A 14,122-nucleotide genomic window follows, 5' to 3' on the forward strand; every position below is an offset into this window, starting at 1 on the left:
TGTGCACATTCGCCATGGCTGAGGGCATTTTTCTTACTTATGACAGCATTACAGGGCGACTCTGATGAAAAAACGATTTTCCCGCCACACTCTGGCGACCTTGATCGGTGCCAGCTGTGGCGCTGCGTCTTTGCTGGTCTCAGCGCAAGCGGCAACCCCCACTGAGGTTGAACAAAACAGCGGCGATACCATGGTGGTGACGGCAGCGGAACAAACGCGTCAGGCACCGGGCGTGTCAGTCATTACCCAGGAAGATATCCAGCGCCGCCCGCCGGCGAACGATCTCTCTGAGATCATCCGTACCATGCCGGGTGTCAACCTGACCGGTAACTCGAACAGCGGATCGCGCGGCAACAACCGCCAGATCGACATTCGCGGCATGGGGCCGGAAAACACCTTGATTCTGATCGATGGCAAACCGGTTTCCAGCCGCGCATCTGTACGTTACGGCTGGCGCGGTGAGCGCGATACCCGCGGTGACACCAACTGGGTACCGAGCAATATGGTTGAGCGCATCGAAGTGCTGCGTGGCCCGGCGGCGGCACGCTACGGCAACGGTGCTGCGGGTGGCGTGGTGAATATTATCACCAAGCAGCCTACCGATGAGTGGCACGGCGCGTGGAACAGCTATATGAGCTTCCCTGAGCACAAATCGGAAGCGGCCACCAAACGTACCGATTTTAACCTGATGGGCGGCCTGACCGATACCCTGAGCATGCGTCTGTACGGTAACTACAGCAAAACGCAGGCCGATGCCTGGGATATCAACAATGGCCATCAGCTATCGCCGAAAGCGGCTATTCCTGCCGGGCGTGAAGGGGTGCGTAACAAAGATATTAACGGCTTGCTGCGCTGGGAGTTTATGCCACAGCAAACGCTGGAATTTGAAATGGGTGCCAGCCGCCAGGGTAATATCTATGCGGGTGATACCGAGAACAACAACGGCAAAGTAGATACCCAGTCGCTGTACGGTCAGGAAACTAACCGTATGTACCGTCAGAAATATGCGGTTACCCATCGTGGTTATTGGGATAGTGGTATAAGCACGCTGTCTTACCTGCAATATGAAAGAACCCAGAACACGCGTATTGATGAGCCTACCTCGGGTGGTCCTGCGGGACGTCCGTTGCCGAATAAGCCATACAGCACCATCAAGTTAGATGCATACACTGCCCATAGCGAAATGAATATTCCGTTTGAGGCGTTGTTTAATCAAACGGCGACAGTGGGCTTGGAATGGGTTGAACAGAAGATGCAGGACCCTTCCTCTAATAACCAAGCGACAGATGAAGGCGGAAGCATCGGTACTATTGCGGATACTAACCGCAGCCATGATATCTCTGCCCGTATTGCTTCCGTATTTGTCGAAGACAATATCGAAGTCACCGACAGCACCATGCTGACACCAGCACTACGTCTCGATCATCATAGCATTGTGGGTACCAACTGGAGCCCGTCGCTGAATCTATCACAGCAATTGGGCGAGGACTTTACCCTGAAAATGGGTATCGCGCGTGCTTATAAAGCACCAAACCTCTATCAACTGAACCCGAATTACCTGCTGTATAGCCGTGGTAATGGTTGTAATGGTGCGGGCTCGTGCTACTTGATGGGGCGTGACGATCTCAGCGCAGAGACTAGCGTCAATAAAGAGATTGGCCTTGAATTTAAACGTAATGGCTATCAAGCGGGTGTGACGTATTTCCGTAACGATTATCGCAATAAGATTGAATCTGGTGTTACCAAGATTGGTAACGCTGTTGGCGGAAGCACGACAGGAAGCACCGCGAGGTATGCCAATGCCAACATTTTCCAATGGGAAAACGTACCTAAAGCGTTGGTGGAAGGGCTGGAAGGTTCTTTGACGGTACCTGTTACGGAAACCATCAGTTGGAATAACAACATCACCTGGATGCTGCGTTCTGAAAACAAAACGACGGGAGAATACCTGTCGATTACGCCAGAATTTACGCTGAACTCCTCTGTTAGTTGGCAGGCAACCGACGATCTTTCCTTCCTGGGTAAAATGACCTGGTATGGTCGTCAAAAACCGAAGAAATACAACTATCAGGGTACGCCAGTGGCATCAATTCCACTGACGGCTGCCTATGATACTAACGAGGTGAGTCCGTATGCGGTGTTTGGTTTAAGTTCAACCTATAAAGTGAACAAAAACCTGAGCATTACCGGAGGGGTGGATAACCTGCTCGATAAACGTCAGTTCCGTAAAGGCAATGCTCAATCATTGACCAGTACCGATGATAACACTGGAGTGACTTCAATCACTAGCTACGGTGCAGGCGCAGCCACCTTTAACGAACCGGGTCGTACGTTCTATGTAAGCGTCAACACCTCGTTCTAAGCGGTATAAAAACCAAACCCCCTGCGAGCGCGAAACTCGCCGGGGGTTTTTTTATGCGGTGTAGAACCGTGGATTAGCCGATAATCAGCTTGCCCAGCGTCAGCCCCACCACCACGGAAACCACCACATTGACCAATCCAGGGCGCATAAAGCTGTGGTTTAGCACGTACTTGCCAATGCGAGTGGTGCCGGTGTCGTCAAAGGCCAGCGCGGCGAGGCACTGTCCGGCAACCGGAATAAAGAAGTAACCGTTTACCGCAGGCCAGGAGCCAATCAGCGCATAAGCCGGTAACCCCAGTGCCAGCCCGAGCGGCAGCAGGATCAGCGTGGTCGCCGCCTGACTGCTGACCATGGCTGAAACAAAGAACATCATGATGGCAATAAGCCAGGTGTGGGACTGAAGCAGGGTCTGCACTTCCGCTTTGATCAGCCCAATATGGCTGCTGACAAAGGTTTCGCTCATCCAGGCCAGGCCAAACGCACACACGATAGCCAGCGCACCGGCACGAAATACGGTGCCGCTCAGGATGTTATCAATCGGTGGGCGACACAGCAGTACGATGATGCAGGAAAAACTCAGCATCACCATTTGAATGGTGGCGGACATCGACAGCGGCTGAAGGCCCTTGGCGGTTTCCACCAGCGGGCGCAAGCCGGGGATCAGGCCAAGCAGCACAATCACCACCGCACCGGTCAGAAACAGCAGCACCGACAGCTTGGCATGCGGTGCGATTTCGACGCTTTTCTGCGTGTGTTCGACAGGTTTAAGCAATCCTGCCGCCAACCGGCGCTGATATTCCGGGTCATCTGCCAGCTCTTTGCCCTTGTTAAACGTAGCCACAGCGCCAGCCGCGACGCCGATCAAGGTGGCAGGTACGCAAATCATCATAATGGTGGCGATAGAAACCCCCAGTGGTGCCATCAAACCGATCATGGCTGCCATCGCGGCCGAGATCGGGCTGGCGGTAATCGCCTGCTGCGAGGCAATCACGGAAATCGACAGCGGACGTTCCGGGCGGATCCCTGAGCCACGGGCAACTTCAGCGATGACCGGGAGCAGGCTATACACCACGTGCCCGGTGCCCGACATAAAGGTAAAGAGGTAGCAGATAAAGGGGGCCAGCAGGGTAATGTGGCGCGGGTGGCGGCGTAGCATTTTCTCCGCTAACCGTACCAGAAGATCCAGGCCGCCGGATGCTTGCAACGAGGAGGCTGCCAGCACCACAGCCAGAATAATTAAAATCACGTCAATCGGTGGGGAAGAGGGTGTCAGGCCAAAAACAAACACCAGTACGGCGACGCCGAGACCGCCCACCATCCCTAAAAATACCCCTCCGACCCTGGCACCAAAAACCAAAGCAACGAGAATAAAGGCTAATTCCGTCCAAAACATACCTACCCCCAGATTATTACGGGCTGAATGCCAGACATCAGTACCCGTCATACTTCACGTTGCAGGCGCGTTGGCTGCAACCCGAACTATTAAGGGTAAATTGTATGAAGGGCCTTTTATTATTCGGAATACGATTTTCCGAACCCGAAGGCACCATAATGATTAAGCACATGGCGTGCCGCTGTTCCGCCTGCCGTCATGGCTCGAAGGACGTCGTCTTCGCTCGGTTCAGACGGCTTGGCGGTTAACAGCGAGAGCATAAAGCCGGTTAAAAATGCATCTCCGGCACCCAGCGTATCGACCGGTTCGATATATTCTGGCTGCCAGGTGATACGTATTTTTTCAGAATGGTAATAAACATGTTCATGTCCCCGGGTGGCGATAATATGGCGACAACCGTAATCATAAAGTTGCCTTATTTTTATTTGTGTTTCGTCGGGTGTTAACGTACCGCAGGAGACAAAACCATAATCCACCCACGGGCAAACCTGTTTAAAATAGTCATCTGTTCCTCGCGCGGAGAAATCAAATGACAGAGTGATATTGCGCAGTTTTATTTTTTCCAGTTCCGTTTCGAGGTGTCCGTTTAAACTGGAATGGACCAGGTCAAACTGTGCGATATAATCCATATCCTCGGGTGTCAAATGCAGGGGATGTTCGCGCAATACGCCATTCTTATTGCTGGTAACAAACTCCCTGTCTCCCTGATTCAACCGAATGCAGGCATAGCCGTTCTCGCCGTCGTAGTGACGACAGCGCTGTGTATCAACGGCCAACTCGCGCAGCGTTGCCAGCACGTGGCGAGCGGCATCGTCACTACCGAACGCCCCTAAAAACGCACTCTCATGACCGGCGAGTCGCGCATAGGCGGCAAAATTCAGCGCATTGCCGCCGGGATACATGATGCCGGTGTGCAGATATTTATCGACGACATTGTCACCAATGCCTATCACCTTAATGCTCATCGTGATTCCTTATGCGCGAACGTTATTGGGGGCGTCCCTGCCAGTCTATTTCCCCAGGTGGTATCAGTATTCCACTTTCCACATATAACGGCGGGTGGTTAATGGGTGTTGGCGAATCTCTGCCAGCGCGCGGTTATATACCGGGTACACGTTGTTAAACAGTGAGTGGTTAAAATAATCAATCACGCTGGGTTTGATGGTGGAGAGGCCCAATTCTTTCGCATCTACCACTTCTATCCGACGGCCATATTTTTTCAGAAAGTTAAGGGCGCGCTCATCGACGGCGCGCGTGCTGCCTTCAGAAAACTGGAAAAAGAAGGGGGTGTTGGCATCGGTAATTTCAAAAGGACCGTGGAAAAATTCGCCGCTGTGAATACAGGCAGAATGGATCCATTGCATTTCCATAAAAATGCAGATGCTTTGCAAATAGGCCGCACCGTAACCGGCTCCGCTGGCCATGGTATAAATCACCTTGTCATCTTTATATTCCTGAGCGAAGGCCGCAGCCCGTTTGCTCAGGTGTTCACAGGCACGATAAACAATGCGGTTGATTTTGCTCAGACCATCCTGGAAATCATCATAATGGGCATAGCCTTCGGTCTGGTGCAGGATCTCTACGGCGCTGATAAGCCCTTTCAGCGTTTTCTCCTGCGCGATATCTTTGCCATCGCCAAAGCTGTAGCTTTCAACAAAATCGCAGTGAGCTACCAGCGGTGAATCCGTTACCCAGGTTAACCCGATAACCGGCACGCCACGGCTTTGCGCCAGCGCTGCCGCCTGAATGGTTTCCGGCGTGTTTCCCTTGTGAGACGCTACGACGACGATGGCATTTTCACCCAGTGCTACCGGCGGGTTATGGATAAACTCTCCGCTGTTATACAGCCCGACAGACACCGTTGTTGCCTCTTTCTCAATAAAGGCTTTCGCCGGATAAAACGCCGCATAGGAGCCCCCGCAGGCGACGTAGTAAACGTGCTTAACGCCCCCTTTCTCCGTTTTGCTGGCTACGATGTCGCTGATAATCTGTTTAATACTCATCACTTTTCCTCTTCGGTCGCTGCCGACATTGGCGCTATCACGTCATGCCTTGCACATTGAATCTTCAATGTATCTAAATGTATTGTTATATGTGTATAACATTGAGATACATTTATGGCAATACACGCGACCATAAAAAATCGGGACCCGCGATGCGGATCCCGATTTAAGCCGTAACAGGACGCGATGAACACAAAGAAAAAGTGATTACACGGTGAAACGCAGCTTGTCACCGACCACCAGTTGGTGGGAAATGCATGAGATATCGCGGTGGTTGTCTACCATTTCACTCATGATCGAGATGAGCGGATGGCGCTCGGCGACGCCAAGGTAGTGTGCGACGTCGAAATTGGCGTACACCAGTTCGATTACTTTGCTGGAGTGGGTAAACCACAGATCGTAGCGTTGGCGCAGGACGTCATACAGCGAGTTATTATTCAGATCTTCGTTGATCAGGAAGGCAAAACGCGGCGGAAACCATACGGTTTCCAGCGAAACGGGCACCTCGTCGGCATAGCGAATGCGCTCCAGCACCACCGCTTTTTCCTCTTTGCCCATGCCAAAGCGCTCACGAATCTCTTTACCGGCGGGTTCGAACACGGATTTGATGGTGCGAGCGCCGGGTCGCCGCCCCTGTGAACGACACAGTTCACTAAAGCTCATGATACCCGTCATGCTGCGCTGAAATTTCTCTTCTGATACAAAGGTGCCTTTACCCGATACGCGGGTCAGCAGCTTCTCACGCGTCAATGCATCCAGCGCTTTGCGTACCGTGACGCGGCTGACATTCCAGCTGGCGCTCAGATCGTTCTCGGTCGGGATTTGCTGGCCGGGCGGAAATTCACCGCTGAGAATCGCCTCTTTCAGCGCTTCTTCAAGCTGTTTATACAGCGGTGTTGCACTCGTGGTATCCGGCAGATTCACATTAAGTATCCTTTTGTATTATCCTCGCCCTCGCGCAAGGATAGCATACAATACTTTCTCTTATGGATACCGTTGGCCTGCGTCACGCATACCGGTCGTGTGCAACGCCCGCTGTCGTTGATTTTAACCGCTCAGGAAGAGGCCGCCAGACGCGGAATAAACGCGGTTGTCTGCTCCTGATAGCGCGGTACATCGTTGACCTGGAAAATCGCCACCGCCTGCGTGAGCTGGCGTGCTTGTTCTTCCAGCGATGCCGCTGCGGCAGCGGATTGTTGCACCAGCGCGGCGTTTTGTTGCGTGACGCCATCGATATCATTAATTGCCTGGCTTACCTGATGGATGCCCTGACTTTGTTCATCGGACGCGGTAGCAATCTCTTCGATCAACGCATTCACCTGACCGATGGCCTCAATAATGCTATCCATCACATCGCCGGTGCGGGTTACATGACGGGCACCGGCATCGACGCGCTCGACGGATTCGGCAATCAGGGTTTCAATGTCTTTGGCGGCCTGCGCACTTTTTTGCGCCAGATTGCGCACTTCACTGGCAACCACGGCAAAGCCTCGTCCTTGCTCACCGGCGCGCGCCGCTTCGACCGCCGCGTTCAGCGCGAGAATATTGGTCTGGAACGCGATGCTGTTGATCATGCTGGTGATGTCAGTGATTTTATGCGAGCTGGCGGCGATGCTGTCCATAATGCCACCCAGCTCTTTGCCCATTTCCCAGCCCTGTTTCGCCACGCCGGTGGCCTTTTCTGCCAGACGCGTGGCCTGATGGACATTGTCGGTGTTGTGCTTGAGCGTGGTCCCCAACTGCTCCATGCTGGCCGCCGTTTGTTGCAGTGCTGCCGCCTGCTGCTCGGTACGGCTGGAGAGATCGTTATTGCCCGCATATATCTCCGACGTACCCACGTAGATGGCGTCGGCGCTGCCGCGAATAGCAACGACGGTTGCCTTCAGGCTGTCCTGCATTTCCCGTAAATAGGGCACTAACTGCCCGGCATCGTTGCGGCCAAAGCCATCCAGATTTTTCTCCAGCTTGCCTTCGGTCAGGGTGCGGAAATGATGGCGGATCGCGGTGAGCGGCTTGATGACGCAGCCGACCAGATAGCGATCGGTGAGCAACAGAATCACCGCACCGGCCAGCAGTGCCGCCATCAGGATGTTTTTGCACCATGACACCAGACGATCGATGGTTTGCACGGTTTGGTTATCGGCGGCGACCGCCTGATAGCCATTGACGGCCGCAATAAACTTTTCATTCAACGGATGAAAATCATCGCGGAATACGCGCCGATATTCGGCAAATTTTTTCTCTTGCAGCGCGCTCATCATCGGTTGCAGACCCTGTTGCAGGACGTTCTGCCAGTTTTGCACGGTTTCATCGACCGTTTGCTGCGCAACCTGCGGGTGGGGCATGACTTTGAAGGCGTCCAGACTGGCGGCGCTGTTTTTGTATTCGTCGACCGCCTGCGCCAGCGTGGCATCGACGTCGGTCAGTTTGCCGCTTTGCATCAGCGTCACCACCTGATTAAGGCGGATTGCGGTGTTCATGGATTGATTGGCACCCTTGGTCAGCATATTCAGCCCTTCCACCTGGGTGTTACCCACGATCAAATAGTGCGTTGCCTGATTAAGGGCGGAGAGCGTAAACCACGCCACGCCGCCCCACAGCAAAAGAAACAGCGTCAACACCATCAGCAGCACCTTTCTGATGGTCATATTGCGTAAAAAAGACATGGTGATACCTATCCATTTTCCAACCCCTGGTGATGTTAAGCTACGGCAAGATACGGGAATTCTTACATACGTCTTTTTTATAGGTCGAGGGCAGTATAACAAGCTGAAATTGTTGAAAGTTACCTAATGTAAACCCCAATCGCGTTCGGAGGATATGTCGATAAGGGATGCTCGTGGTATGCTCAAGTAAAAAACGTTTATTCCCATCATGCTTTACAGGGCGTGTGCCTTTGCGTGAGCAGCCAATGCTGCGTTATTTATGTTGCTTTTATGTAAACGGAATTAACAAAACGTTCAAAAATTGATATGCTGGAGTGCATGACGATCTTACTGCCGGATACGCCACCCTACATTTTCACAGGCGGAGGACACATCGCCTGACGCGTAACCGGGTATGGACATCACAACCGGGAGCGAGAGCGCCGGACATAACGAAGACAATGAGAGCGAGGAGAGAATCGTGCTAGAAGAATATCGCAAGCACGTGGCCGACCGGGCTGCACAGGGCATCGTACCCAAGCCGTTAGACGCTTCACAGATGGCAGCGCTGGTAGACGCGCTGAAGAAACCGCCTGTTGGCGAAGAAGAGGTGTTGCTGGATCTGCTGGTGAACCGCGTACCGCCGGGCGTTGATGAAGCCGCCTATGTAAAAGCCGGTTTTCTGGCGGCTGTCGCGAAAGGGGAGGCCCACTCTCCGTTGGTCAGCCCGGAAAAAGCCGTCGAACTGCTTGGCACCATGCAAGGCGGTTATAACATCCATCCGCTGATTGACGCGCTGGACAATGAGGCGCTGGCTCCCATTGCCGCCGATGCGCTGTCGCACACGCTGCTGATGTTCGATAACTTCTACGATGTGGAAGAGAAGGCTAAAGCAGGTAATGTGCACGCCAAACGCGTGGTGCAATCCTGGGCCGATGCCGAATGGTTCCTGTCTCGCCCTAAACTGGCGGAGAAAATTACCGTCACCGTTTTTAAAGTCACCGGTGAAACCAATACCGATGACCTCTCTCCGGCACCCGATGCCTGGTCTCGCCCTGATATCCCACTGCATGCGCTGGCGATGCTGAAAAACGCCCGCGATGGCATTACGCCGGATCAACCCGGTGCCGTTGGCCCAATCAAACAGATTGAAGCGCTCAACCAGAAAGGATACCCGCTGGCTTATGTGGGCGATGTGGTGGGAACCGGTTCTTCGCGTAAATCCGCCACCAACTCGGTGCTGTGGTTTATGGGTGAAGATATCCCTCACGTGCCGAACAAGCGCGGTGGCGGTGTGGTGCTGGGCGGCAAAATCGCCCCCATTTTCTTCAACACCATGGAAGATGCGGGCGCGTTGCCGATCGAAGTGGATGTGAATGAATTAAACATGGGCGATGTGATCGACATCTACCCCTACCAAGGCGAAGTTCGCCTGCACGACAGTGACACCGTGCTGGCAACCTTTGCACTGAAAACCGACGTACTGCTGGATGAAGTGCGTGCGGGCGGGCGTATTCCGCTGATCATTGGTCGCGGTCTGACCACCAAAGCGCGCGAAGCGCTGGGCCTGCCGGTGAGCGATGTCTTCCGTCAGGCAAAGGATGTGGCGCAGAGTACGCGCGGCTTCTCACTGGCGCAGAAGATGGTGGGCCGCGCCTGTGGCGTTGCCGGGATTCGTCCGGATCAGTATTGCGAACCCAAGATGACCTCCGTCGGCTCTCAGGACACCACCGGTCCGATGACCCGTGATGAACTGAAAGATCTGGCCTGCCTTGGCTTCTCTGCCGATCTGGTGATGCAGTCATTCTGTCACACGGCTGCCTATCCGAAGCCGGTTGACGTCACCACGCATCACACGCTGCCGGACTTTATCATGAACCGCGGCGGTGTTTCCCTGCGTCCGGGCGATGGGGTTATCCACTCCTGGCTCAACCGCATGCTGCTGCCGGATACGGTAGGCACCGGCGGTGACTCCCATACCCGTTTCCCGATTGGTATTTCCTTCCCGGCGGGGTCCGGGCTGGTGGCGTTTGCTGCCGCCACCGGTGTGATGCCGTTGGATATGCCGGAATCGGTGCTGGTGCGCTTTAAAGGCAAGATGCAGCCGGGGATTACCCTGCGCGATCTGGTGCATGCCATCCCGCTGTACGCCATCAAACAGGGCTTGTTGACCGTTGAGAAGAAAGGCAAGAAGAACATCTTCTCTGGCCGTATTCTGGAAATCGAAGGGTTGCCCGATCTGAAAGTGGAGCAGGCATTTGAACTGACCGATGCGTCAGCAGAGCGTTCTGCCGCCGGGTGTACCATCAAGCTGGATAAAGCCCCGATCATCGAGTACCTGAACTCTAACATCGTGCTGCTCAAGTGGATGATCGCCGAAGGCTACGGCGATCGTCGTACGCTGGAGCGTCGCGTGCAGGGCATGGAAAAATGGCTGGCCGATCCGCAACTGCTGGAAGCCGATCCCGATGCGGAATACGCTGCGGTGATCGATATCGATCTGGCGGACATCAAAGAGCCGATTCTTTGTGCGCCGAACGATCCGGACGATGCGCGCTGGCTGTCGGATGTGCAGGGCGAGAAGATTGACGAAGTGTTTATCGGCTCCTGCATGACCAACATCGGCCACTTCCGTGCGGCGGGTAAGCTGCTGGATCAGCACAAAGGCCAACTGCCGACGCGCCTGTGGGTTGCGCCGCCGACCAAGATGGACGCAGCGCAACTGACGGAAGAGGGCTATTACAGCGTGTTTGGCAAGAGCGGTGCGCGCGTCGAGATCCCAGGCTGCTCCTTGTGCATGGGTAACCAGGCACGGGTGGCCGATGGCGCAACGGTGGTGTCTACCTCCACCCGTAACTTCCCGAACCGTTTAGGCACCGGCGCTAATGTCTATCTGGCGTCTGCGGAGCTGGCGGCGGTGGCGTCACTGCTGGGCAAACTGCCGACCCCCGACGAATATCTCGCCGCAATGGCTCAGGTGGATAAAACCGCGCAGGATACTTATCGCTACCTGAATTTCGATCGGCTGGATCAGTATACGGCGAAAGCGGACGGGGTGATTTTCCAAAGCGCTGTCTAATTTCTGTGTGTGATAAATACGACAAGAGCCCCTGATGATAGGGGCTCTTTTTTTTGTCCGATCGCCGTTGAGCACGCAGGTAGGCTTCTGCATGGCCGATGCAGCGCTTAAACAGCGCGTCCAGAATGCGTTTATCCTCCGGAGTCATTGACGGTGTTATCTTAGGGCGCTCAAGCGTGTTGGTGATGCGGTTGAACATCGCGGCTATGCCAACCGGCCTTCCTTTTGAATCCTCATAAATACGGTCGTCCCTTGGGGAGACGCCGCCCGCTGCTACGCCAGGTATATCCATATAGTGCTCCATGCAGTATTCCGTGTCTGGCGAGTGTAAAGCATTTTTTTTTCAGCCGGGGCAAGCGGCTGGCTTATTGTCACAGTATTTATTGTTGGTTTCTTCCAGAGAAACGTGCGCGTTTTGTCGCAATAGCGGGTATCATCCCCGCCGCGCTGCGCGACCTTGCAATATTTGCAGGCTATCACTGTGAGATGCAGTGTGGCCCGCTACACTTGATAGTAAGCACTACCGTGGGAGGATGGCGTCATGGATTATGAATTTTTGCGGGATGTCTCAGGCCAGGTCATTGTGCGTATGTCAATGGGGCACGAAGCCGTTGGCCACTGGTTTAACGAAGAAGTCAAAGAACAGCTGGCTCTGCTTGACGAGGTAGAAGAAGCGGCGCGCGATGTGGCTGGCAGTGAGCGCCAATGGCAAAAAGTCGGGCACGAATATACCCTGTTGCTGGATAGCGAAGAGGTACTGATTCGCGCTAATCAGCTCTCCTTCGCCATGGATGAGATGGAAGAGGGCATGAGCTATTACGATGAAGAGAGTCTGGCGCTGTGTGGGTTGGATGACTTTTTAGCGCTGGCAGCCAAGTACCGGGAATTTGTGCAACACCCCCGATAATCAAACGCCTGCGTTGCTAAACGCAGGCGCTGTTTCCTTCAGATGCTGTGCTCTAGGCCCCTTGGAGCGCATTACCGTTGTTCTGTTACTTTTGCGCTTCCACCCAGACGTCAGACAGGGTGTTTTCAATGCCATCCGCCGTGAGTGAGTGATCGTGTACGCGCCGATTGTAAATCGTGATGTACTGCGGTGAAATCAGGCTGATATCCGGCAGTTCACGTCCGACAATTTTCTGAAATTCGATAAACTTCTGTTTACGCACTGCCGGATCGTTTTCGGTTTGCGCCTCTTCCAACAGGCGATCAACCTCAGCATTCTGGTAGTGAGACGCATTGGAGAACGGTACGCCTTTGCGGAAATTCTTCGACCAGTAAACGCGTTGTACGCCAACCGTCGGATCGAACAGATTGCTGTGTCCGTTTAACGTGAATGAGAAATCGCGATCGGTATAAACGCGTTTCACAAAGGCGGATAAATCCTGCGAACGCAACGTGACGTCAATGCCGATCTTTGCCAGCGATGAGCGCACAATCTCACCGGTGGGTTTCAAGCCGTCGGAGATCGGGTTGTAATCCAGCGTGGTTTTAAAACGGATGCCTTTGGCATCGCGCGGATAGCCCGCTTCATCCAGCAGTTGATTGGCACGTTTGATATCCAGCGCGTAGGGCGAGGGTGACGGATCGTGGAAATCCTTTAACCCCGGCGCGATGGGCGAGGTGGTCACCGTGGCATAGCCGTAATAAGCCACTTTGCGAATCAACTCTCTGTCTAACGTGTGTGCAATCGCCTGACGCACTTTCAGGTTTTTGAAATGCTCGTCATCCAGATTGAACTGGAGCGAGGAGACGTTATAGGAATAGCTGGTGCCCTTGGTTTCAAACGCCAGTTTTGGTATCGCCTTCAAACGATCCAGATCGCTGAGCGCCACCGGTGAGCGATAGCCAAGATCCACGGTGCCGGTTTCAAAGGCAACCGAACGCGATGAGGCGTCAGGAATAAAGCGGATCACAATCTGATCGACATACGGCTTTTCTTTATCCCAATAATTAGGATTACGCTTGAGGATCAGATGGCTACCGCGCTCCCACTGGCTAAACAGGTAGGGGCCGGTGCCGATCGGTGCGCTTCCGTTCGGGTTTTTAAGCGGATCGGTATTCTCGTAGATGTGCTTGGGCAACATCGGTGATTCTGCTGCGGTCAATGCACGTAACAGATAAGGTGCAGGCTGTGACAGCTCAATCATCGCCGTGTTGGCATCCGGCGTTTTCACTTCAGTGACGCTGGCGAAGGTGCTGGCACCGCGCGGGTGATACTTTTTAAGCAGTTCGATCGAGTAGGCCACGTCCGCTGAGGTGAAATCCTGTCCATCATGCCATTTCACCCCTTTGCGCAGGTGAAAGGTATAGGTTTTGCCATCGGGACTGACCTCCCAGGCGGTAGCCAACTGCGGCTGTGGATTGAGATCGAAATCGTATTTCAGCAGCCCCTCCGTCACCTTGCCGCTAACACTCAGGCTCGGCGTAGCAACGGTGGACAGCGCCACCAGCGTCGGCGGCTCGGCGTTCAAGACGATGTTCAGCGTGCCGCCGCGCTGTGGCTCCGGCGTTTGCGCGTATACGGTGGCACCGCTGGTGGCTAACAGAGCGTACAGCGCCAGCGTTGCCGCTAGCTTCACCGGACGCGGTTGATGCTTTTTCCCTAAACGAAAGTCAAACCAATTCATAAGCACCTCA

Annotated in this window: 9 protein-coding genes; 3 read left to right on the top strand and 6 right to left on the bottom strand. The window is 54.1% G+C overall.

What is annotated here, in order from left to right; genetic code table 11:
- The first annotated feature begins 64 nt into the window (after positions 1–64).
- The gene (locus J5069_RS14810; protein WP_264644604.1) at positions 65–2,362 is read left to right on the top strand and encodes a TonB-dependent siderophore receptor; all 2,298 of its coding nucleotides are present in this window, start codon (positions 65–67) and stop codon (positions 2,360–2,362) included.
- Positions 2,363–2,435: 73 nt separating this feature from the next.
- Here the strand turns inward: J5069_RS14810 and J5069_RS14815 are convergent, their stop codons facing one another.
- From J5069_RS14815 to J5069_RS14835, 5 genes are all read right to left on the bottom strand, one after another.
- The gene (locus J5069_RS14815) at positions 2,436–3,755 is read right to left on the bottom strand and encodes an anaerobic C4-dicarboxylate transporter family protein (RefSeq protein WP_222158163.1); all 1,320 of its coding nucleotides are present in this window, start codon (positions 3,753–3,755) and stop codon (positions 2,436–2,438) included.
- Positions 3,756–3,874: 119 nt separating this feature from the next.
- Positions 3,875–4,720, bottom strand: a complete 846-nt coding sequence (locus J5069_RS14820) for a fructoselysine 6-kinase (RefSeq protein WP_264644605.1) — start codon at positions 4,718–4,720, stop codon at positions 3,875–3,877.
- A 63-nt stretch (positions 4,721–4,783) separates the two neighbouring features.
- Entirely contained in the window at positions 4,784–5,758 is a 975-nt protein-coding gene (gene fraB / locus J5069_RS14825; protein ID WP_413542236.1) for a 6-phosphofructose-aspartate deglycase, read from the bottom strand.
- 207 nt (positions 5,759–5,965) lie between these two features.
- Positions 5,966–6,682, bottom strand: a complete 717-nt coding sequence (locus J5069_RS14830) for a GntR family transcriptional regulator (protein ID WP_264644607.1) — start codon at positions 6,680–6,682, stop codon at positions 5,966–5,968.
- Between the two features lie 131 nt (positions 6,683–6,813).
- Positions 6,814–8,424: a methyl-accepting chemotaxis protein gene (locus J5069_RS14835; RefSeq protein ID WP_264644608.1), complete on the bottom strand. Its 1,611-nt coding sequence runs from the start codon at positions 8,422–8,424 to the stop codon at positions 6,814–6,816.
- Positions 8,425–8,884: 460 nt separating this feature from the next.
- Between J5069_RS14835 and acnB the strand changes: the two genes are divergently transcribed.
- On the top strand, positions 8,885–11,482 hold the full coding sequence (acnB, locus tag J5069_RS14840) for a bifunctional aconitate hydratase 2/2-methylisocitrate dehydratase (protein ID WP_264644609.1): 2,598 nt from the start codon (positions 8,885–8,887) through the stop codon (positions 11,480–11,482).
- 541 nt (positions 11,483–12,023) lie between these two features.
- Entirely contained in the window at positions 12,024–12,389 is a 366-nt protein-coding gene (yacL, locus tag J5069_RS14845; RefSeq protein WP_264644610.1) for a protein YacL, read from the top strand.
- A gap of 85 nt (positions 12,390–12,474) precedes the next feature.
- On the opposite strand, the gene J5069_RS14850 is transcribed toward yacL, so the two are convergent.
- Entirely contained in the window at positions 12,475–14,112 is a 1,638-nt protein-coding gene (locus J5069_RS14850; RefSeq protein WP_264644611.1) for an ABC transporter substrate-binding protein, read from the bottom strand.
- Between the last annotated feature and the right edge of the window lie 10 nt (positions 14,113–14,122).

Origin of the sequence: Candidatus Symbiopectobacterium sp. NZEC127, from assembly GCF_025962675.1 — a bacterium.
Taxonomy (GTDB): domain Bacteria; phylum Pseudomonadota; class Gammaproteobacteria; order Enterobacterales; family Enterobacteriaceae; genus Symbiopectobacterium.

Coding starts and splice junctions, on each gene's coding strand:
- J5069_RS14810 (WP_264644604.1), top strand. CDS start 65: ATGAAAAAACGATTTTCCCGCCACACTCTGGCGACCTTGATCGGTGCC.
- J5069_RS14815 (WP_222158163.1), bottom strand. CDS start 3,755: ATGTTTTGGACGGAATTAGCCTTTATTCTCGTTGCTTTGGTTTTTGGT.
- J5069_RS14820 (WP_264644605.1), bottom strand. CDS start 4,720: ATGAGCATTAAGGTGATAGGCATTGGTGACAATGTCGTCGATAAATAT.
- fraB (WP_413542236.1), bottom strand. CDS start 5,758: ATGAGTATTAAACAGATTATCAGCGACATCGTAGCCAGCAAAACGGAG.
- J5069_RS14835 (WP_264644608.1), bottom strand. CDS start 8,424: ATGTCTTTTTTACGCAATATGACCATCAGAAAGGTGCTGCTGATGGTG.
- yacL (WP_264644610.1), top strand. CDS start 12,024: ATGGATTATGAATTTTTGCGGGATGTCTCAGGCCAGGTCATTGTGCGT.
- J5069_RS14850 (WP_264644611.1), bottom strand. CDS start 14,112: ATGAATTGGTTTGACTTTCGTTTAGGGAAAAAGCATCAACCGCGTCCG.